Genomic DNA, 19,174 nt, shown 5'->3' on the forward strand with positions numbered 1-19,174 from the left:
ATAATTATTCGACAAAATTGTAGTTGTAGCTTTGCTGAACTCCGTTTCTCTTAATACCGAGTTCGTAATAGTCCGTAGACTTAATTTTTCCAAACATTCCCATAATTTGATTCATATTCTCGATTTTTGCGCCGTTAATTTCACAAATTATGTCATCATTTTGAACATTTAAGTATGAATAGATTGAACCAGGTTTAACTTCAGTCATTTTGAAGCAAAGTGATCCATCTGGATTCTTTATTGTAATGGCCTTGGCCTGAGTAAGAACGTCTCCAATATTACTTAGGAGAGAGTCACGTAGTTCTTTCTTGATTTTAAAGTTATTTCCTTCAACTTTAATATCTTTATTGAACTCAGGCATAACATCTTTCGCTCTACTTGGAGGAAGGATCTTTGTATTGGCCTTACGTGCAAAACGTTTCGCTTTCTCGTCAACATTTGCAATGAATTCACATTCACCAGTTCTTAAGTTTTTAAAGATAACTTTCTGGCGAGTGATACTTCCAATTTCTGCAATATTATTGATCTTTCCACCAACACGAACGTTTTCAACTTTTCCACGGTTAGAAACACTCGCAACTGACTTCTTTGTATTTTGTAGAACGATCGTATTTAGCAGCTTAAAGCCAAGTCTTGATTCTTGATCGGCCGAAAGACAAACCTTAACAACATTCTTTGGACGCTTAACTTTTGTTTCAGTTTTTTCATTCTCATCTTCTTGAATATTAAAAGGGTTGTAATTTCTAAAATTAGCAATTGATGGATTGTGGTCGTATGTAGTAGGGCGACTAAAGTTTGTTTGGAATTTTGCGCTGTTATCTTTTCCACTTAGAAAAAGAGCGGCAAACTTTCCAATCTGATATAAGAAGGCACAAGTTAAGAGAATTAAGAAGTAGTGATGAATCTTTGGACGAGACTCATTACTTAGAAGGTTAGGAAGGAAGTATTGGGCACCTGATTGGTGACCTTTTCCTCTTTTACCAGCACCAACTTTTGATAAGTCAAAGTCTTCTGTTTTAGATTTAATCTTATCAAGCATACGTTGCATGACATTGTACTTATTGCCTGATTCTACTTCTAGTTCGTCTTCTTCATCATCCGAAAACTCTTCAGAGTCTTCATCTTCTGTGTCATCTTTTGATTTATTAGAGAGCTTACTCTTGAGCTTTGATAAGAATCCAGCGTCTTCTTCAGAATGTGCCTCAAGGTCATCAATATAGACTTCTAGGGTTGGGTCTTCCAACACATTGTCATCTTCTTGATGATCTTCTAGTTGAGCTGCTGGTGGGGGTGGAAGAGGGACGTCGACATCTTCTTCGTAGACTTCGCCTTCGTACTCTTCCTCGTACTCCTCGCCATCGTGAAGAGTTTCTTCATGCTCAATAAATTCACTGTCATCCTGTTCCTTGGATAACTTTGATTTAATTTTTGAAAAGAATCCTTTCTTTTTCGTCATTAAGTTTCTTCTTGAAAGTTTTTATATTTTAATACCTTATAGTATTTTAAGGTTGTTTACCCAAAGCATCAACCATTGATATATTCGGTAAGAATTTTCTTTATTTTTGACCGAGCGTTTTTGTCGGACAAACTTTAGTAAGTGTTTGCTTTGATTATTTGACGTATGTCGTGCTAAAATGTCAGGGAATTCTAGTCAATCAAATTTCTACCCACATAGATGGATTTAAAAAAGGACTTAATGATGAGTGAAGAAAAGCAAATGATGGACTCCATTGTTGGAGATCTATTCTTTGGTGAAGTTAAAGAAGACAATGTATTTCCATACCCTGGTTTTACTGATGAGCAGCAAGACTTTGGGCGCGAAATGGTGAACGCTGTAAATAAGTTCTGTGAGGGGACTTTAGACGGTGAGAAAATGGATCATGAAGGTGTGATCCCACCTGAAGTAATGCAAGGTCTAGCTGAACTTGGGCTTTTTGGAATGGGTGTTCATGAAGATCTAGGTGGTCTTGGTCTTGATTATACTCTTTATAGTCGCGTTTTTGCAGAAGTAGCTTCTTTTGATGGTGCAGTTGCAACAATGATTGGTGCTCACCAGTCAATTGGTTACCGTGCACTACTTAATGAAGGAACTGAAGAGCAAAAAGCAAAGTGGCTTCCACAACTTGCTTCAGGTGAAAAGTTAGCAGCATTTTGTTTAACTGAACCAGGCTCAGGTTCTGATGCATATTCGATTAAGACAAAGGCCGTTGATAATGGTGACGGTACATATACGATCACTGGACAGAAGCTTTGGATCACAAATGCTGGTACAGCAGAATTTTACTCAGTATTTTGTAAGACAGATCACGAAGTAGATGGTGAAACAAAAGAGAAGATCTCTTGTTTTGTTGTCGAAAAGGGAATGGAAGGTCTTTCATTTGGTGAAAAAGAAAACAAAATGGGGATCCGCGCCTCTGAAACACGTGCGGTTTACTTTGATAAAGTAATTGTTCCTAAAGAAAATATTCTTGGTGAGCTTGGAAAAGGTTTCAAGATTGCGATGAACGTTCTTAACTCTGGACGTCTATCACTTGGTGCTGGATGTGTTGGTGGAATGAAGACAATTCTTAAGCTTGCAACTGAGCACGCTAAAGGACGTAAGCAATTTGGTGCACCAATTGCTGAATTTGGCCTTATTCAAGATAAACTTGCTCTTATGGCAGCAAGAATCTATGCAACTGAATCAATCGTTTACATGACAACTGGTAATATGTGTAAAGGTCTAAACGACTACTACCTAGAAACAGCTGTTTGTAAAATCTATGGTTCTGAATCTCTTTGGGAAGTTGTTGATCAAGGGATGCAGATTGCAGCAGGTAATGGTTATATGAAAGAGTATCCATATGAAAGAATTATGAGAGACTCTCGTATTAATATGATCTTTGAAGGAACAAACGAAATTTTAAGAATCTTCCTTGCTCTTTCTGGTATTAGAAATCCATCTGAAAGCATGAAAGCACTTGGTAAAGCGGCTGATGTTTCAAAAGCTCTTCAAGATCCGATTAAGTCAGTAGGTGTATTAACAAACTTCGCAAAAGGCCGTCTATCAAAGATGATTGGGCAACGTCTAATCACTAAGCATCACGCTAAGCTTGATAAGGAAGCAGGGAAGTTTAATTCTCTTCTTGGTCAATTCGCAATTCAAGTTGAGAATACACTAATGAAGTATGGTAAGAATATTATTGGAAATGAGCTTCCACAAAAGAGAATTGCTGAAATGGCGATGAATCTTTATGTAATGTTAGCTGTAATTTCTCGTACAACTTCAATCCTTAATAGTGACAAGATCGAACAAGACAAAAAAGACTATGCTCTTAACCTTGCTCGTGTAGCACTTAAAGATGCAAGAGCAGTTGTTGTGACAAATCTTAAGGCAATGACTTCGCACGACGATAAAGTTGTTAAAGAAACTTCTGATCAAGTTTGCGCAAATGACGGTTACGGCCTAGATATCATTAACTTCTAATTATTTTTCATGACAATTTAAAAAATAATCTCTTAGGCCCTAGTAAAAAATGCTGGGGCCTATTAGAATAATGATATGAAATATTCTCTCCTGCTACTTTCTTCGGCCATACTCTTAACTTCTTGTTCTAGTAAGGTTTTTAAAAAGAAAGAAAAGAAATCAAAAACTAAACAAGTAAGGCTCAATTATGGGCCAACAAAGTCATCTTCGAAATTTGTCGATGTGACGAGAAAACTTGGACTAAGTGGTATTAAGGCATCACGTGTTTATGTATATGATATCAACGGTGATGGAAGAGAGGATCTCGTTTTCTTAAATGGGAATTATTCTGTTCCTCAGTTTTATTTGGCCACGGATGAAGGCTTTGTTAAAGCTAAGAATATCTACTTTGAAGATGATGTTCAGGTGACGTTCTTACAATTTGCGGACCTTGATAAGGATGGAATTGTCGATGTTATTACAGGGATTCATAATCAGAAGTCGGCCTTAACGAAGAAACCTCTTGTTTCGTATAAGGGAAGCCCTTCTCGTAATAATGGCATTGTCTTTAGAAAGCTTGGTGAAACCAGCTTTGACTTCATTGCACCAATTTCAAACGTTAACCTCTTTGACTATGATAATGACGGGCTCTTAGATTTCTTTGTCGCTAATTGGTTTGACCGTAATAAAGAGGGTGAGGCAATTGAGAATCGCCTCTTTACTTATAAGAAAGGTAAGGTCTTCGAAATATCCGGTGCCCTAACAAGTGAGCTAGACCAGCGTGGTGATACATATATAAATATTGCACCGACTTTTTCATCAAGTATTTGTGATATAAATAATGACGGCATCCCTGATATCTTAACGAGTAACTCTGCTGGTTATCCAAATAAGCTTTGGCTTTCATCAAAGCGTGGAAAAAATATTGTCTACACTGATACGGGCAAGAGTTCTGGTTACAGTATGGATACAATCACTAGTGGTGGCCGCTATAACGGTGGAAACTCTACCTTTGCAATTTGTGGTGACTATAATAATGATGGCTACTACGATATTGCCATGGGAGAAATTTCTCACTCTCTTGATCTAGCTTCGCGCGATCGTTCAAGTATTTTGACGAATAAAGGTCTTAAGGATATTTCTTTCATTCGTACAGAGTATACAAATGATGAAGCGAAGGCTAATTGGAACCAAGGTGATATGAGAGGGCTTTGGAGTGACTTAAATAACGACGGCCTTATTGATTTAATCGTTGATAACTCTGGCTTTCCGCCTCACTCAAGACTTGTCTCATTTGTACAAGAAAATGATCATGAGTTAGTTAACCGTGCGCCAGACCTTGGAATTGATATTGTTAACCCAAGCTCAACTGTCGTCCTAGACTTTAACGATGATGGGAGAATGGATATTCTAACGATTCAAACGAATACTCGTGATTTTAGAATTGGGCCGAGAGTTTATTTATTCGAAAATCAACTCCCGCAAAAGAATTTTATCAAACTTAAGCTCATTGGAAAAAAGTCTAATAAAGAAGCTTATGGTGCGAAGGTTATCGTAGATACAGATAAGGGCAATACTTTTACTCGCCAACACTATCCATCTTTTGGGCAATTTCAGCCTCAAAATACATCTTATATTCACATTGGTCTTGGAGATGAGAAGGTTAGTGAAGTTGTCGTTGAATGGCCCTATTTATTAAAAAATGGGAAGAAGCTTAGAAAAACTTATCCTGTCTTGATGAACTCAACGACAATCATAAAAGAGTAGGTGCCATGCACCTTTAGAGTAGGTGCCATGCACCTTTGGTTTCGCACCTGCTAAATACGACGGGAAGTTCTATTATTTTTTATTTTAAACTCTGGCCTTGTTAAAGCATCTTTAATTCTAGTAGATGAAAACTTCTCGTCTTCTTGGTTTACCCACTCTAAGAAATTTTTAGTATCTCCAATTATTGGATCTTTTAATTTAAATCCCAAATCCTCATTTTTAATTACATAAGACAGAGTCGAAAACTCATAATCCTGACACTTTTGTGTAATTCCTTTGCGATTCGGGTTTTGATAGACGTAACGCAATACCGTTTGATAATACTTTTGGTCTTTAACAATTGACCACTTATAGCGATCTCCAAATATACGATTGATTCGACCTGTCTCTCTTCTTATCAGCTTACTTAAGTGGGAATTCATAAAGAACATAAAACGATCGATATCAAAATTTGGAGTCCAGATTAAGAGATGATAGTGATTTGTCATTAATACAAATGCTTGGATTTCGACTGGATGGTGATTTTGAGCATATTTGATTGATTTCAAACAATAGTTCCAAACGGTAGGCATGGGAATATCGAACCATTCCTTATTATTTGTTCTGATATAAACGTGGTACGGACAAAGATTTGTTCTAATTATTGGTTTTCTTGGCATTCAGCACTGATAACTGAGTTTAGGAATGAATAAAATTAAAAAAGGAGTATTTATTTGAATATTTCGTATGTGAAAATAGGGGAGATTTTGCACCCGCTTGTTAGCAGGTGCGAAACCAAAGGTGCATGGCACCTACATAGGCACCTACATATTCTTTTTAATAATTGAGATCATCTCTTTCACTTGAGCATCGCTTGCTTTTCCATTGATCTTATAAACAATGCTACCTGACTTATCGAAAACAAGGATATTCGAGTCGTCATCCTTTACGATTCCTTTCCACTTTTTAACGATTACTTTTTCAAGGTCTTTTACATAAAGAGTGTTAGGATATTTCTTTTGCTTGTCCTCTAGAGCACCCTCAAGGATTGAGTTTGGAAGCCAAGTTGCATCCATATTAATAACTGCAATAGAAGCATACTTTTTAAGATCAAATTTTTCGCGTGCAAGGGCCTCTGAGGCGTGATTATTTAAGTCTTTTTCGTCAGGGTCAACGTAGAATAGAACGTGAACTTTATCTTTTAGCTCTGATGAAGACCAGGCCTTTCCATTTAGGCGACCACCATTTTCACCTGAAATTTCAACAATTGCAGGCTTCATTGCTAAAGTTGATACACATAAAAGTGCCATCATAAAAATCTTCTTCATTCACTTCTCCTATTCGATAAAAGTTTTATTAAATATTTGTTTTAAGTTTAAACTAAATTTAGAGTCTTTTTGAACTGTCTTCTTTAACACTTTTGCTCGAAGTTGGTCATTATACTCAACTAACTCTTGCATCAGTTCATCAAATTGATTTAATTCAATAACATTTGGAACTCTCGTTTGAAAGAAGTCCTTTAGCTGCTTGATGCGATTTTTTTCTATATCGAGAAAGTTTGTCAGCTTATGCTCTTCATTACCTGAAGACTGCTTCTTAGGAGGAGGAGCGAATTCATCTCCTAAGACCTTCTTTATATGCTGATCAATTTTTTTAAGGTCATCATTTTGATTATCTTCTGACATTTTCGTCTTCCATGATTGAAATTATCTTTTCAAGTTTCGAACCTTCTTTAGCAAGTGCTTTAATGATTCTCTGTGAAGAAATCGTTCGTCCGAATTCATCCAGACATAACTGTACATCTTCATTTCTTATATTAGAAGCTGAGATATCAATGAAGTCCAATATTTTCTGTTCTTTGTTTGTAGGCCTGGCCGCTTCAAATTGGTAGTACTTGGGAAGATCCTCAAGTGACTTAAAGATAGGAAAACGAGTCCAAATATCTTCAATATCCGAGATGATGTAGAAGGGATAAGGAAACTTTGGTGAAAGGTTTTCTTCCTCTAAAACATTAGATAAGAGTCCTAGCAATTTAATGAGTCGATCTCTTTGGAGTTTCGATGCATCGAGATAAAGTGGCTGATGACCAACACGGTAAGTTTTCATGGCCAGTTTTATTTCTTCTTTATCAATGGCCTTGAGTTTAAATTCTTCTAAAATGGGTGTTTTCATAGATCTATTATAACAGCAGCAGCTTATTAATATAAAGCTGGAATCTCACCTAAATCTCATTTATCATAGTTTTATGGAATTAGATTATGTAGAACTTCCCGAGAGATTTTGTCAGTTACTTTTGAGTGATGTTTCAAGCTCAAGTAACACATCTGTTGATTTACAAAGATTTCTCTTTGAATCACCTGCAATGGCCAGGATTCTTTATCGTATTTTAAATGGCGGTGAGGAGACTGATTTAACCTCTCTAGTAAAGAAGTATGGTTGGCATGGAATTCGTGATCGTCTCTTGGCCTACTACATGAACTTTCTCTACAATAGTAATCACCCTCATGCTGTTTTGACAGAAGAGGTTGAAGATATCAAAAAGATTGAATCACGATTTCGCGATAAAACGGTAAGTGGCTACTCTCGTTTAATTTCACTTGGTATGTACCTAAAAGTTTCTTGTTATGAATCTGATCTTGATAGTATTGAGGAGCACCCTTATTTCCCGGATCGAAGAATTGATCAACTATTAGCTCAATCTAAAAATAGAAATATTCGTATTGATATCTTGATACTAATGCTTGTTCACTTTTTAAAATACTTAGGTGAAGAAAAACTTTTTGGACTAATTAGAGCGAAACAGAGCTTTGAGACGATTGAGTCGATGCTTGCAACAGACCAGAAATACCAACTACAAAAAAATATAATTAATTACGCCTTAAGTATTGGAGACACTGACTTGATTGCGTCGAAAACAGTTTAAGATAGTGTGAAGAAGGAAGAGTATGGCAGATAATAGTGTGTGGAAAATGTTAGAAGATCTTTCGACGAAGAAAGGAATTTCTGAAATCGTGATTAACGGAACAAAGAATGTTTTTGTTGAAAGAGGAGGAGAGTTTATTGGACTTAATGTTGCTCTTAATAAAAAAGATATTCTCGAATTTTCTAATGAAGTCGCACTATTTAATAAGAAGAAGTTTTCAAATGAGAACCCTATTTTAGATGGAAGGTTACCCGATGGCTCACGTATTAATATTATTAGTGAACCATACGCTTCTCAAGGCACTTCCATTACAATTAGAAAATACCTTTCAAATAATTTCGAATTAGATAAACACTCTCAGTTATTTGGTATTAGTGAAAAGTATATTCCTTTTTTCAAATCACTTATTAAGGCAAAAAAGAATATTCTAATTTCTGGTGGTACAGGCTCTGGGAAAACGACTTTTATGAATATGCTTCTAAAGGAAGTGTCTCCAGACGAAAGAATTATCACAATTGAGGATACACTAGAGCTTGTCGTGGGCAATACTAATTGTGTAAGACTTGAGGCCGGCCTAACAAGTGGCAAGGAAGGGCTCTCAATGAGTCAACTTGTTAAGAATACTCTTCGAATGAGGCCCGATCGAATCTTTATCGGAGAGGTAAGAGGGGCCGAAGTTTTTGATATGATTCAGGCCATGAATACAGGACATGATGGAAGTATGACATCTATTCATGCTAATTCTCCAGTGGAGTGTTTACAAAGAGTTGAAGCATTATTCTTAATGGCCGGATTTGATCTTCCATATCATGTAGTAAGAAAATATATTTCAACAGCTGTCGACTTCATTATTCAGCTTGGAAGAACAGACGATGGCAGAAGAAAAGTGACTCAGGTGATGGAAGTCAATAGTATGGAAGGAAATAATATTCTTACAACTTCTGTTCTTGAGATTGAAAATGGTGAACTCGTTTTTGGTGGAGCCGTTCCTGGCCTTGCTAATGAATTGGCGAAAAAAGGAGAGCTTCCAACTAATTACTGGAATACTTTATAAGATCATTGTTGCATCAATCTTAGTAAAAATATTATCACTAAGTTCATCTTTATTTACTGCTGTGATTAGACAGTAGCGATCAATGTCGAGAATAAAGGCAGCTTCATCTGTGATAACTAAGGACTCTTTGGAACCTTTTAATTTCAATTTATGAGCAGCTTCATTTAAGCGGCAATAATCAATTTCGCTAAAGTGAATTTGACGCTCTAGCAGTCTCTTCTTTGCATGCTTTGAAATTGTTAATTGGTGTGCGATTCTCTCCATATAACCTTCCTGGCCTTGGCCCTAATGACTCTCAAGTCATTGTGGCACTTTGCTGGACGCAATAGTAGGTAGGCAACGGTAAAGAAAATCTTATAACTTCTTCAACTCATTAAGCTCTAGTAAAATACCAAGCTGTTGATGTCTTAGGTTCTGACATCCCGATTTGAAGTAGTAATTTCTTGTGTTCTTAATAAGTGATTTAATTCGATTTCGAATGTCATCATTTAATTGAGAATTTTCTGTGATTTTCTTTTTGATGCTTATGAATTCACGAGTGTTTTCATAAGCTAGGTTTTGGTCGAGTTGCTCACATGGCAGACTTGCGTACGCCTTGATTGAAACTAAAGTTACAGTTGCTGATAGCAAAATAGACTTCATGAAAACTCCTTGTGTGAGTCCCTCTCTCTCATCTACTTCTATCAATAGCATACTCAGATGCAAACTTACACATTAGTAAGAAGTTGTGATATTTTTTTCACCTTCCATAATTGCGACACCAGAACTTGTTCCCAGTCTTTTTACACCCATTTCTAGATATTTACGAGCATCCTCTAGACTTCTAACGCCACCAGAGGCCTTAACTTCACATTTTCCTTGAGCCTCATCAATCATTATTGAGACTACTTCAGGATTGGCACCCTCGCTTGAAAATCCTGTTGAAGTCTTAATGAAGCTAGCTCCAGCACTTATCGATGCTTTGGCCGCTAAACGAATTTCTTTTTCATTAAGAAGACAAGTTTCAAAAATAACCTTAACAATCTTTCCGTTTGCGGCCTTAACAACGGCCGCAATATCTTGCTCAACGTACTCAAGATTTCCTTCCTTAAGTCTACCAATATTTAAAACCATATCGATTTCTTGGGCACCTTTTTCGATAGCATCCTTTGTTTCAAATACCTTCGTTTCTGTTGTCATGGCACCAAGTGGAAAACCGATAACTGTGCAAATAAGAGACTTACTTGGATCAAGGTGTTTCTTTGCTTCAAGAATATTACTAGGATTTATACAAACTGATTTAAAACCATACTCATTAGCTTCTTGGCATAGCTTTTTAATTTGTAGGCTACTTGCTTCAGGCTTTAATAAAGTGTGGTCAATAAATTGAGCGATGTCTTGCATAAATTCCTCGATTTAAATTCTTTGATATATTATTGAGATTATTTCCTTAACTTATAGTGCCAATAATTGCTAATATTTGCAATATGTCACTTATTAAACGCGGCCCATTTTTTATTCACCCACTCTTTATCTTTATATCGAGCTTGGTGGCCTTAGGGATTTCTTTATATCTCTATATTTCTTCTTACCTAGAGGTAAACGCAAAGTTAACGGACTTTGTGAAGAAATCAAATATCCCTCTCGTTCAGTTTCAGCAGACTGAGACATGGGTTATGATTCTCATTCTATCGATACTAGTATCCTTGATTATCGTAGGCTTTAGTATGGTTTTCTACTACTATCAAAAGCTTCGTCAGCTCTATCGTATGCAGCAAAATTTTATTAATGGTTTCACTCATGAGCTTAAGACTCCTGTTGCTTCAATCTCTATCTTCATTGATACCTTAAAACGTCACAGTTTTGAGAGAGAGAAGCAGTTAGAGTATCTCGATATTATGAGGCATGACACTGAGAGACTAGGGGATAATATTGAACAAATCCTACAGTTAGGTCGACTTGAAGAAAAGAAAGTCGAGCCGGATCTAAGACAGATTAATATTCGCCAAACAATTGAAGAGTTTGTTCATCGCAATCGTCATAATTTTTCTGAACTTGAGGTTTCTTTTGTTCATCTCGATGATGAGGAGTCTATCGAGTTTGATCGCAAGCTATTTGATATTCTCTTAATGAATATTCTGACAAATGCTATTCGCTATAATAGTAAAGAGCATAAGACAATGGAGATCATCTTCCAAAAGGGGAAACGCTTTAGTGAACTCTTTTTTGTGGATAATGGAGATGGGATCGAGGATAAGGATATCAAGAATATCTTTAAAAAATTCTATCAAGCTGGAAAGTCTTCAAAGGGAAGTGGGGTTGGTCTTTATATGGCGATGCAGATTATGAGAATACACGGTGGCCGTATTAGTGCCGACAGTGAAGGCCTCGGCCAGGGAACAACATTAAAGTTAATTTTTAAAAATAAGGTTAGTTAGTATGAGTCGTATTTTACTTATTGAAGATGAGCAAAATATTGCCAAAGGAATTATCTTAAACCTTGAGCTTGAAGGTTATGAAGTTGTCCATGCAAGTCGTGGAGACGAGGGGATTAATTTTTATCGTGAGCAGGACTTTGATTTAGTTGTTCTTGATCTCATGTTACCAGTGTTAAGCGGTGAGGATATCCTCGTTCAAATTCGTGAGATTAATGAGAAAACACCTATCCTTGTTCTTTCTGCTAAGGATAGCTCAAAGTCGAAGGTGCGTTGCTTTAATTTGGGGACAGATGATTATCTTTCAAAACCTTTTAATCTTGATGAATTCATCTTGCGCGTAAAGCGTCTTTTAAAGCGTTCAAGTTGGACAAAGAAAGAAGTGTCAGTCTATCAATTTGGTGCGAATGAGATTAATTTTTCTGACTTTAAGGCCAGCTCTCAAGGCGAGGAGTATGCCCTTACTGAGCAGGAAGTGAAGATTTTGACACTTTTAACTCAAAATGAGGGTGAAGTGGTGACGCGCGGTGAGTTACTTGAATTATTAGGCTACAAAAAGGATTCAAATACTCGTACCATTGACAACTTCATCGTACGTTTTAGAAAATACTTTGAAGAAAACCCAAAGGAACCAAAACATATAATTAGTATCCGTTCAGTCGGTTACAAATTTATTAAATAATATAATAAAAATGGAGTAATAAATGGGAATTTTAGAAGGAAAGAAAGTTCTAGTCCTAGGCCTTGCAAATGACAAATCAATTGCATGGGGAATTTCAAAGCAAATGAAAGAGCAAGGTGCACGTCTTGCATTTTCATACTTAAACGAAGCTCTTCAAAAAAGAGTTGAACCACTCAGCGCCGAAATTGGTGGAGAGTTTACATTTGAACTAGATGTTCAAAATGAAGATCACATGACTAAGATGGCCGAGATTGTAAAAGAAAAATGGGGTGAGGTTGATGTTATTGTTCACTCACTTGCGTTTGCAGATAAAACAGATCTTAAGGATCGCTTTCATAAAACAAGCCGTGAAGGTTTCAAGATGGCACAAGATATCTCAGCATACTCTCTACTAGGTGTATGTAATGTTCTTAAGCCACTTATGGCAAAAGATTGTTCTATTATCGCTCTTACTTACCATGGTTCAGTTAAGGTTCTTAATGGTTATAACGTAATGGGTGTTGCTAAGGCATCTCTTGAATCAACAATGAGATACCTTGCTGATGATCTAGGTCCAGAAGGAATTCGCGTAAACTGTATCTCTGCAGGTCCAATTAGAACTCTTGCAGCCTCTGGTGTTCCAGGGCTTAAAGGTTTCTTAAATGACGTTGAAGAGAAGTCGCCACTTCGTCGTAACGTAACTCAAGAAGATGTTGGTGGAGCAGCTGTGTTCTTAGGTTCACGCCTTGCAAATGGTGTAACTGGGCAAGTACTTTACGTTGACTCTGGTATCTCGATCTTAGGAGCTTAGTTTTGGCTAAAATTTCTAGTTGGAACGTCGCAGGTCTTAGGGCCTGCGAAAAGAAAGGTTTTTACGATTGGTATTTAGAAGATAATTCAGATGTAATTTGTCTACAAGAAACAAAGGCATTACCTGAACAATTAAGTGAGCGCTTAAATAATCCTGATCATCACGAAGTGCTTATCGCACCTGCAGAGAGAAAAGGATATTCAGGAGTTGCAACTTGGGTTCGAAAGGGTGTTAATGTTAAGCATACTGTAGGGCTTGGAATCCCTGAGTTCGACTGCGAAGGACGAACGATTATTTCTGAATTTGATGATTATATTCTTTTTAATTGCTACTTCCCAAATGGCCAAAGAGATCACGGGCGTGTTCCATATAAAATGGACTTCTGTCGTGCCGTTGCTGACAAGGCATTAGCTCTTAAGAAGAAGACAAAGAAAGAAGTTGTGATCTGTGGTGACTACAACACAGCTCATACTGAAAATGATCTTGCAAATCCAAAGACAAATAAGAAGACAACGGGGTTTCTTCCTCTTGAGCGCGAATGGATGGATGAGTTTAAGGCCCAGGGTTTTACTGATCTTTTCCGTGAATTCACTTCTCCAGAAGAAAATGGCCACTACACTTGGTGGACTTATCGTGGCGACTGTCGTGCAAGAAATGTTGGCTGGCGTATTGATTACTTTTGGTCAACAGATGATTTTGTATCACGCGTGAAGAACTGCTGGCACCAGCCAGATGTTATGGGAAGTGATCACTGTCCACTTTCAATTGAATTTAAGTAATCGACATAAAAAAAAAAGCCAGCAAAAGCTGGCTTTTTTATTATTATCAAAGTCGAGAGATTTCCTATCTATCAAGTTCGATTGTGAATGCTAGTGCAAGTTTTGCAAACTTTAGAGCGTGATCAGCTGTTCCTCCCATATTATCCAGGGTGTCACGAGAAGAGTGGATTTTTCCATTCATTTCACGTTTACGAGTTTCAAAAGGAGTTGAAGCAGGGAAGCCTTGCGCCGTCCATGAAGCATGGTCTGAACAAGCATATCCACAAGTGTCACGTCCCCAAGAAAGCTCTGGAAGATACTTATCTAGTAGAGAACCAAGGAAGTTGTTTTGTGCTTCATTTGTATAATCAGTAATGATTGTGATGTCATCGTTTGAACCATTGAAGTTCGTCATATCAAGTTGCATAACACCAACAACGTTCTTACCTTGTCTTTTAAAAGTTTGGGCAATTTCTTTTGAACCTAGAAGGCCAACTTCTTCTGCCGCATAAGACATAAACATAATTGTCTTTTCTGGTTGATAGCCACTTTGCGCTAGAGTCTTTAGAACTTCTGTAACAGTTGCTACACCTGAAGCATTATCATCGGCACCTGGTGCGTGAGCATTTGTACGTCCCCACCAACCTGCGATTGAGTCTCCGTGACCGCCAATAACAATAACATCGTCAGTCTTACCTTTGATTGTCGCAATAACCGACGGCTGTGGGTATGAAGAGTGGTTAAAGAAATCAACGCTAATGTCTGAACGGTGTGATGTTAGACTTGTCCAGTGGTCCTTAAGCCACCGTTGAGAATCAACACCAGTTTGAGACTTATAGTATCTATTATTGAAGCCTGAAAGCTTTTCAATAACACTTCTAATTGAGCTTTCCTTCGTATTTGCAATGGCCGACCTAACAAGGTCTTCTTGATTGATTGTGTAATCAGCTAAGAAGGCATTAATATTTGAGTTTTCTTTTTGTTCTTTTACAAATTGAAGTGCTTCTTCTTTTGTCTGGAACGCAAAGAAACCACCACATCTTTGGTGCTCTTCGTGTGCAAGGTGAGAGATCTCAGCTTGCTCACTCATTATTTTTGTTTTTGCAATAACAAGGTCTTTTTCAACCTTGATAATATCGATTTGTAGATTTGAGTGTAGACTTTGTGTTGATTGGAATAAGTCCTTTCCTGTCACAATGTAGTTGTGCTCAAATGCATAAGAGTTAAATGTTAGTAGAGAGAGTCCTGCTAGTAACTGAAAACAAATCTTGCGTGTAATTTTCATCTAACCTTCCTTGGTTATTTTATATCTGTAACTAAATTATTTTAGGGGCAATCAGTTAATTAAAATAGAGATAGATTCTATTATCTTCTTACATAGATGATGAAGAGGGCTTATAGGAAGGGAGTTTGGGCGCTTCGCGCCCAAATAATTAATATTGGAATCTTGTTTGAATTAGCTCTACACTCTTGCGTACATTTTCTTGGTCGATCCACTGAAGACAACCGTGGCCAAGTCCGCAAATCCATTTATTCATCGGTGCATTGGCATTTTGTACAGACTCGTAGAGATCCATCCATTTCTTCTCTAGAGTTTCCCAAGGAAGTCCCAGATATGCTGGTTCAAGGTTACCTTGAATATAGTAGTCATTTCCTAGTGTATTTAAAACATGACCAAGGTCATGACGCCAGTCGATACCTAATACATCAATATTGTCATCTTCGATCGCTTGTAGGTATCTCAGGTGAGTCATCTTTGAGTAGTAGATTACTTTCTTATTTGGGAATTCTTTTTTGAATTCAGCTGTTACTTTCTTTAGTACAGGAAGAACTTTTTGAGTGTAGTCTTCAAAGTTCAGTTCACCTGCTGCTGTGTCAAAAAGACACATTGCGTCTGCACCACCAACGGCCTGTGCTCTCATTTCTCCAAGTAGCTCTGGAATTAGTAGGTCAACAAATGCATCCCAGCGTCCGTCGTATAATCCAATTTTTGAGCTATAAAGAGCTCCCGCGTGCGAGCCTTCAACTGCATATGTGTATAGAGTAAATGGTGCTCCAACGAATCCTAGAAGAGTTTTGTTACTTGGAAGAGCATCCTTTAGTAGAGTACATGCTTCACCTTGAAACTTATAGAAGTTCTCTGCTGTATCTAAGAATTTAAGACCTTTTACATCTGCAACTGTTTCAAGCTTCATTTCAAGCTTTGGTCCTGGTGCGTACTCTAGTCCCATTCCCATTTGTTCTAGTGGGAAAAGTAGATCTGAGAAAAGAATAGCAGCATCAAATTTAAAATCATTGATTGGTCCCATTGTTACTTCACAGGCAAGCTCTGGCTTCTTACAAAGCTCCATGAATGTATTTTCTTTCTTCATGCCTTGGTAGTGATCATGGTAGCGTCCAGCTTGTCTCATAAACCATACAGGTACAAATTCTTTTCCATTTTCATTTTTGCGATCGTTAAATAATCCCATTTTTATTCCTTTATAATAAGCTTGTAGCCAATTCCGCGAACACTTTGAATCTCTAGTGAGTTCTTAGTGTCACTCTCGGCCCATTTTCTAAGTTTAACAATATAGTTATCTACAGTACGTTGTGATGGAAACTTATCCTCACCCCATACCTCATCAATAATAAAATCTCTTTCTACTGCTTCATTTTTCTTCTTTAATAAGATTTCTAAAATGGCACACTCTTTTTGCGTCAGGTTTAGAATCTTTCCATCACCGTCTTGAACTTCAAAGCGCTTTGGCCAAATCTTTAGGTCACCAATCAAGATTTCTTCTTCTAGTGAGTCAATATTTGTCTTAAAGCTTAAGAGCCGATCAAGTCTAATCGTTAGCTCTTTTAGAGCAAACGGCTTAGTTATATAGTCTTCACCACCTGCCTCAAAGCCTTCAACTTTTGTTTGAGGATCATTTAGGGCAGATAAGAAAAGAAGAATAAAGTCTTTTCTAATCTTTCTAAATTCTTTGGCAAGGTCAATTCCATTGCCATCAGGAAGCCCAATATCCATCAAGATGATATTCGGTTTAAAGTCTTCAAAGTAATAGCGAGCATCTTTAACATTCTTAGCTAATCGGCACTCATGGCCAATATCTCCCAAGTATTCACTTAGCGTATCTCCAAGGTTGTTATCGTCTTCAACGACAAGAATTTTGCCAAAATTACTCATCTTTTCCTCCGTCACTTTGTTCAGACATTGGTAGCTGAATATCGAAGATAAGACCTTTATCTAAAGTGATATCAAATTGTCCTTTCATCGTTTCAATAAGCTTCTTAGATAGGTAGAGGCCAATCCCTGAACCTTTCGTTGATTGATGCTTGTAGAAAAGTTTTCCAAGTTTTTTGACATCACCACTGAAGCTGCCACGATCATGGTATCTGATATGAACTGCTTCGCCTTTTGTACTTATGTGAATCTCCACTTCATTTGAATCCGTATGGGAAATCGTATTTTCTAAAAGGTTCTTAAAAATAATACTTAAAGCAAACTCATCCGCTTGTAGGCTTATATTTTCTGTGTCTTTATTTATCGTTACCTGAAGCTTTTCTTGGTAGCCACCTTGAATGATTTTTTCAAGGAAGTGATTAATTTCAATATCTGTTGAGTTTAAATTTCCACCTCGCTCGATTCGAGAAAGTTGCAGGATCTTATCCATTTGATTCTCAAGACGAATTGTATCGTCAATTAATCGTGTCGTAAGTCTCTGTAGTCTCTGATTGGAATCTTTTTCAACTTCATCTTTAATTACTTCTGACTGTAGCTTAATACTTGCTAGTGGGGTCTTCAGTTCATGTGTAAGACCGGCAAAGAAAGCTGCAATCGAGCGATTTTTTCTTTGATCTCTAATAAAGAGGAGAGTGTGCGAACTCACTAGAATGAGTATAAGAACTAAGAATGTAATTCCTTCCCATTTAATAAGTGAGCCAATATCTGGGCCCTCTGTACTATTAAGTTTTGCCAAGCGATCACTCATCTTAAATATTAAAAAGAGCCACCACAGGCCAAAGAGCCCGATAAGTCCCGTCGTTATTGTCGAGATTAGAAAGAATGGAGAAGAAGATTTCTTTAGTTCCAAAGTCTGTTCTCTAAATCCTTAGCAACTTCTTCATTATGTGCAAGTGAGCCGAATCCTACTTCATATGCATTTGGAGATAGGTAGATTCCTTTTTCAAGAAGTAATTCAAATAATGGAACAAAGTCTTCACCGATATTGCCTGGAATATTTCCAACTGACTTGATTTTATCTCCTGGAACGATCCAAAATAGAGAAGAGTGGTGAATGATGTTGTAATTTGAAAATTGGCCATCATTATATTCTGCTAACCACTTCTTAAAGATATTCACAATTCTAAGAGTGTTATCTTCAAGCTCTTTGTAGCTTTCTTTTGTCATCTGCTTAAGTGTTTCAAGTCCACCAACCATAGCTAATGGGTTTGCACTTAGAGTACCGGCTTGGTAAACACCGCCAACTGGAGCAAGGTGCTCCATGATTTCTGTTTTTGCAGCAATGGCACCAACTGGAAGGCCTCCACCGATAACCTTACCGTAAGTTACGATATCAGGAGTGATTCCTGTAAGCTCTGCCATACCACCGAATGCAACACGGAAACCAGAGATAACTTCGTCAAAAATTAAAAGAGCATTATTTGCTTTTGTAATTTCTCTTAAGCCTTCAAGAAATGCTTGGTCTTGAATAAGAAGTCCGTTATTAGCTGGTAGAGGCTCGATAATGATTGCTGCGATTTCATCTTTGTGATCTTCAAAGCACTTCTTTACACCTTCTAGGTCTTCAAGCTCTAGAATAAGTGTGTCATCAGCTACACCTTTAGGAACACCAAGAGAAGAAGATTCAGCAGCACCAGCAAGACCTGAACCTGCTTTAATCAACATGGCATCAACGTGTCCGTGGTAACAGCCATTGAACTTGATAATTTTATTCTTTCCTGTCACACCACGAGCAAGACGAAGAGCTGTCATAACCGCTTCGGTTCCTGAGTTTACAAATCTAATTTGATCAACGTGAGAAAGACGTGAAAGTAGATACTCGGCAAGGTCTACTGAATAAGGTTCACAAGCGCCATAACTCCAACCACGACCTAGGGCCTCAGTTAATTTTTCTTTCACTATTTCATTTTGGTGACCAAGAACTAGTGGTCCAAAGCTCATGCAAAAGTCGATATAATCTTTACCTTCAATATCAGTAAAGTAGGCACCTTTAGCGCTCTTAAAAAATTTAGGAGTAGAAGTCATTCCCTTAAATGATCTAACAGGTGAGTGAACTCCACCTGGAACCATCTTCTTACTTTTTTCAAAAATTTCTGTGTGCATATTACTCATATATATTCCTTTAATTTTATA

At 37.4% G+C, this 19,174-nt stretch carries 21 protein-coding genes; 8 read left to right on the forward strand and 13 right to left on the reverse strand.

Going from position 1 to position 19,174, the window contains the following annotated elements:
• Window positions 1-4: 4 nt before the first annotated feature.
• Window positions 5-1,456: a hypothetical protein gene (locus tag ACRXC1_RS05385; protein ID WP_433657114.1), complete on the reverse strand. Its 1,452-nt coding sequence runs from the start codon at window positions 1,454-1,456 to the stop codon at window positions 5-7.
• A 243-nt stretch (window positions 1,457-1,699) separates the two neighbouring features.
• Here ACRXC1_RS05385 and ACRXC1_RS05390 point away from each other — a divergent pair, with 243 nt between their 5' ends.
• Complete coding sequence (locus ACRXC1_RS05390) at window positions 1,700-3,466, forward strand: acyl-CoA dehydrogenase family protein (protein WP_433657116.1); 1,767 nt, start codon at window positions 1,700-1,702, stop codon at window positions 3,464-3,466.
• 75 nt (window positions 3,467-3,541) lie between these two features.
• Window positions 3,542-5,212 (forward strand): CRTAC1 family protein, encoded by a 1,671-nt coding sequence (locus tag ACRXC1_RS05395; RefSeq protein ID WP_433657118.1) that lies wholly within the window; start codon window positions 3,542-3,544, stop codon window positions 5,210-5,212.
• Window positions 5,213-5,262: 50 nt separating this feature from the next.
• Here the strand turns inward: ACRXC1_RS05395 and ACRXC1_RS05400 are convergent, their stop codons facing one another.
• The 4 genes from ACRXC1_RS05400 to ACRXC1_RS05415 form a co-directional block, all read right to left on the reverse strand.
• Window positions 5,263-5,871 (reverse strand): transposase, encoded by a 609-nt coding sequence (locus tag ACRXC1_RS05400; RefSeq protein ID WP_433657120.1) that lies wholly within the window; start codon window positions 5,869-5,871, stop codon window positions 5,263-5,265.
• Window positions 5,872-6,015: 144 nt separating this feature from the next.
• Window positions 6,016-6,519 (reverse strand): YtfJ family protein, encoded by a 504-nt coding sequence (locus ACRXC1_RS05405; RefSeq protein WP_392907470.1) that lies wholly within the window; start codon window positions 6,517-6,519, stop codon window positions 6,016-6,018.
• A 9-nt stretch (window positions 6,520-6,528) separates the two neighbouring features.
• A complete protein-coding gene (locus ACRXC1_RS05410) occupies window positions 6,529-6,876 on the reverse strand; it encodes a hypothetical protein (protein ID WP_392907471.1) in 348 nt (115 codons plus the stop codon).
• Window positions 6,863-7,363, reverse strand: coding sequence for a hypothetical protein (locus ACRXC1_RS05415; RefSeq protein WP_392907473.1), 501 nt, complete (start codon window positions 7,361-7,363; stop codon window positions 6,863-6,865). The genes ACRXC1_RS05410 and ACRXC1_RS05415 overlap by 14 nt, the downstream gene beginning before the upstream one ends.
• Before the next feature lie 73 nt (window positions 7,364-7,436).
• Here ACRXC1_RS05415 and ACRXC1_RS05420 point away from each other — a divergent pair, with 73 nt between their 5' ends.
• Complete coding sequence (locus tag ACRXC1_RS05420; RefSeq protein ID WP_433657122.1) at window positions 7,437-8,114, forward strand: hypothetical protein; 678 nt, start codon at window positions 7,437-7,439, stop codon at window positions 8,112-8,114.
• Window positions 8,115-8,136: 22 nt separating this feature from the next.
• Complete coding sequence (locus ACRXC1_RS05425) at window positions 8,137-9,168, forward strand: CpaF family protein (protein WP_433657124.1); 1,032 nt, start codon at window positions 8,137-8,139, stop codon at window positions 9,166-9,168.
• Here ACRXC1_RS05425 and ACRXC1_RS05430 read toward each other — a convergent pair.
• The 3 genes from ACRXC1_RS05430 to deoC form a co-directional block, all read right to left on the reverse strand.
• Window positions 9,163-9,432 (reverse strand): flagellar protein, encoded by a 270-nt coding sequence (locus ACRXC1_RS05430; protein WP_392907480.1) that lies wholly within the window; start codon window positions 9,430-9,432, stop codon window positions 9,163-9,165. The two genes, ACRXC1_RS05425 and ACRXC1_RS05430, sit on opposite strands and share 6 nt — an antisense overlap.
• 90 nt (window positions 9,433-9,522) lie before the next feature.
• Entirely contained in the window at window positions 9,523-9,810 is a 288-nt protein-coding gene (locus ACRXC1_RS05435; RefSeq protein ID WP_433657126.1) for a hypothetical protein, read from the reverse strand.
• A gap of 72 nt (window positions 9,811-9,882) precedes the next feature.
• Window positions 9,883-10,551 carry a deoxyribose-phosphate aldolase gene (deoC, locus tag ACRXC1_RS05440; protein WP_392907484.1) on the reverse strand — a complete coding sequence of 223 codons (669 nt, stop codon included), beginning with the start codon at window positions 10,549-10,551 and terminating at the stop codon, window positions 9,883-9,885.
• Window positions 10,552-10,634: 83 nt separating this feature from the next.
• On the opposite strand from deoC, the gene ACRXC1_RS05445 reads away from it, so the two are divergent.
• Genes ACRXC1_RS05445 through ACRXC1_RS05460 form a run of 4 tightly spaced genes read left to right on the forward strand, consistent with a single transcriptional unit; the run spans window position 10,635 to window position 13,833 of the window.
• On the forward strand, window positions 10,635-11,585 hold the full coding sequence (locus ACRXC1_RS05445; RefSeq protein ID WP_433657128.1) for a sensor histidine kinase: 951 nt from the start codon (window positions 10,635-10,637) through the stop codon (window positions 11,583-11,585).
• A 1-nt stretch (window position 11,586) separates the two neighbouring features.
• On the forward strand, window positions 11,587-12,264 hold the full coding sequence (locus tag ACRXC1_RS05450; RefSeq protein WP_433657130.1) for a response regulator transcription factor: 678 nt from the start codon (window positions 11,587-11,589) through the stop codon (window positions 12,262-12,264).
• 22 nt (window positions 12,265-12,286) lie between these two features.
• The gene (locus ACRXC1_RS05455; RefSeq protein ID WP_392907492.1) at window positions 12,287-13,054 is read left to right on the forward strand and encodes an enoyl-ACP reductase FabI; all 768 of its coding nucleotides are present in this window, start codon (window positions 12,287-12,289) and stop codon (window positions 13,052-13,054) included.
• A gap of 2 nt (window positions 13,055-13,056) precedes the next feature.
• Window positions 13,057-13,833, forward strand: a complete 777-nt coding sequence (locus ACRXC1_RS05460) for an exodeoxyribonuclease III (protein ID WP_433657133.1) — start codon at window positions 13,057-13,059, stop codon at window positions 13,831-13,833.
• A 64-nt stretch (window positions 13,834-13,897) separates the two neighbouring features.
• Here ACRXC1_RS05460 and ACRXC1_RS05465 read toward each other — a convergent pair whose 3' ends face one another.
• From ACRXC1_RS05465 to ACRXC1_RS05485, 5 genes are all read right to left on the reverse strand, one after another.
• Window positions 13,898-15,097: a M20/M25/M40 family metallo-hydrolase gene (locus tag ACRXC1_RS05465; RefSeq protein ID WP_433657135.1), complete on the reverse strand. Its 1,200-nt coding sequence runs from the start codon at window positions 15,095-15,097 to the stop codon at window positions 13,898-13,900.
• A gap of 148 nt (window positions 15,098-15,245) precedes the next feature.
• Window positions 15,246-16,283 (reverse strand): uroporphyrinogen decarboxylase family protein, encoded by a 1,038-nt coding sequence (locus tag ACRXC1_RS05470; protein WP_392907499.1) that lies wholly within the window; start codon window positions 16,281-16,283, stop codon window positions 15,246-15,248.
• A gap of 2 nt (window positions 16,284-16,285) precedes the next feature.
• Window positions 16,286-16,984 carry a response regulator transcription factor gene (locus ACRXC1_RS05475; RefSeq protein ID WP_392907501.1) on the reverse strand — a complete coding sequence of 233 codons (699 nt, stop codon included), beginning with the start codon at window positions 16,982-16,984 and terminating at the stop codon, window positions 16,286-16,288.
• The gene (locus tag ACRXC1_RS05480) at window positions 16,977-17,891 is read right to left on the reverse strand and encodes a sensor histidine kinase (protein WP_433657137.1); all 915 of its coding nucleotides are present in this window, start codon (window positions 17,889-17,891) and stop codon (window positions 16,977-16,979) included. The genes ACRXC1_RS05475 and ACRXC1_RS05480 overlap by 8 nt, the downstream gene beginning before the upstream one ends.
• Complete coding sequence (locus ACRXC1_RS05485) at window positions 17,882-19,153, reverse strand: glutamate-1-semialdehyde 2,1-aminomutase (protein WP_433657139.1); 1,272 nt, start codon at window positions 19,151-19,153, stop codon at window positions 17,882-17,884. The genes ACRXC1_RS05480 and ACRXC1_RS05485 overlap by 10 nt, the downstream gene beginning before the upstream one ends.
• Window positions 19,154-19,174 lie beyond the last annotated feature (21 nt).

It is taken from the genome of Halobacteriovorax sp. GFR8 (assembly GCF_050955245.1).
GTDB lineage: Bacteria > Bdellovibrionota > Bacteriovoracia > Bacteriovoracales > Bacteriovoracaceae > Halobacteriovorax_A.

Excerpts from the sequence above, each read along its gene's own strand:
- deoC (WP_392907484.1), bottom strand. The coding sequence starts at position 10,551 with ATGCAAGACATCGCTCAATTTATTGACCACACTTTATTAAAGCCTGAA.
- ACRXC1_RS05405 (WP_392907470.1), bottom strand. The coding sequence starts at position 6,519 with ATGAAGAAGATTTTTATGATGGCACTTTTATGTGTATCAACTTTAGCA.
- ACRXC1_RS05470 (WP_392907499.1), bottom strand. The coding sequence starts at position 16,283 with ATGGGATTATTTAACGATCGCAAAAATGAAAATGGAAAAGAATTTGTA.
- ACRXC1_RS05435 (WP_433657126.1), bottom strand. The coding sequence starts at position 9,810 with ATGAAGTCTATTTTGCTATCAGCAACTGTAACTTTAGTTTCAATCAAG.
- ACRXC1_RS05445 (WP_433657128.1), top strand. The coding sequence starts at position 10,635 with ATGTCACTTATTAAACGCGGCCCATTTTTTATTCACCCACTCTTTATC.
- ACRXC1_RS05455 (WP_392907492.1), top strand. The coding sequence starts at position 12,287 with ATGGGAATTTTAGAAGGAAAGAAAGTTCTAGTCCTAGGCCTTGCAAAT.
- ACRXC1_RS05415 (WP_392907473.1), bottom strand. The coding sequence starts at position 7,363 with ATGAAAACACCCATTTTAGAAGAATTTAAACTCAAGGCCATTGATAAA.
- ACRXC1_RS05385 (WP_433657114.1), bottom strand. The coding sequence starts at position 1,456 with ATGACGAAAAAGAAAGGATTCTTTTCAAAAATTAAATCAAAGTTATCC.
- ACRXC1_RS05410 (WP_392907471.1), bottom strand. The coding sequence starts at position 6,876 with ATGTCAGAAGATAATCAAAATGATGACCTTAAAAAAATTGATCAGCAT.
- ACRXC1_RS05430 (WP_392907480.1), bottom strand. The coding sequence starts at position 9,432 with ATGGAGAGAATCGCACACCAATTAACAATTTCAAAGCATGCAAAGAAG.
- ACRXC1_RS05450 (WP_433657130.1), top strand. The coding sequence starts at position 11,587 with ATGAGTCGTATTTTACTTATTGAAGATGAGCAAAATATTGCCAAAGGA.
- ACRXC1_RS05390 (WP_433657116.1), top strand. The coding sequence starts at position 1,700 with ATGAGTGAAGAAAAGCAAATGATGGACTCCATTGTTGGAGATCTATTC.
- ACRXC1_RS05465 (WP_433657135.1), bottom strand. The coding sequence starts at position 15,097 with ATGAAAATTACACGCAAGATTTGTTTTCAGTTACTAGCAGGACTCTCT.
- ACRXC1_RS05395 (WP_433657118.1), top strand. The coding sequence starts at position 3,542 with ATGAAATATTCTCTCCTGCTACTTTCTTCGGCCATACTCTTAACTTCT.
- ACRXC1_RS05425 (WP_433657124.1), top strand. The coding sequence starts at position 8,137 with ATGGCAGATAATAGTGTGTGGAAAATGTTAGAAGATCTTTCGACGAAG.
- ACRXC1_RS05420 (WP_433657122.1), top strand. The coding sequence starts at position 7,437 with ATGGAATTAGATTATGTAGAACTTCCCGAGAGATTTTGTCAGTTACTT.
- ACRXC1_RS05475 (WP_392907501.1), bottom strand. The coding sequence starts at position 16,984 with ATGAGTAATTTTGGCAAAATTCTTGTCGTTGAAGACGATAACAACCTT.
- ACRXC1_RS05400 (WP_433657120.1), bottom strand. The coding sequence starts at position 5,871 with ATGCCAAGAAAACCAATAATTAGAACAAATCTTTGTCCGTACCACGTT.
- ACRXC1_RS05485 (WP_433657139.1), bottom strand. The coding sequence starts at position 19,153 with ATGAGTAATATGCACACAGAAATTTTTGAAAAAAGTAAGAAGATGGTT.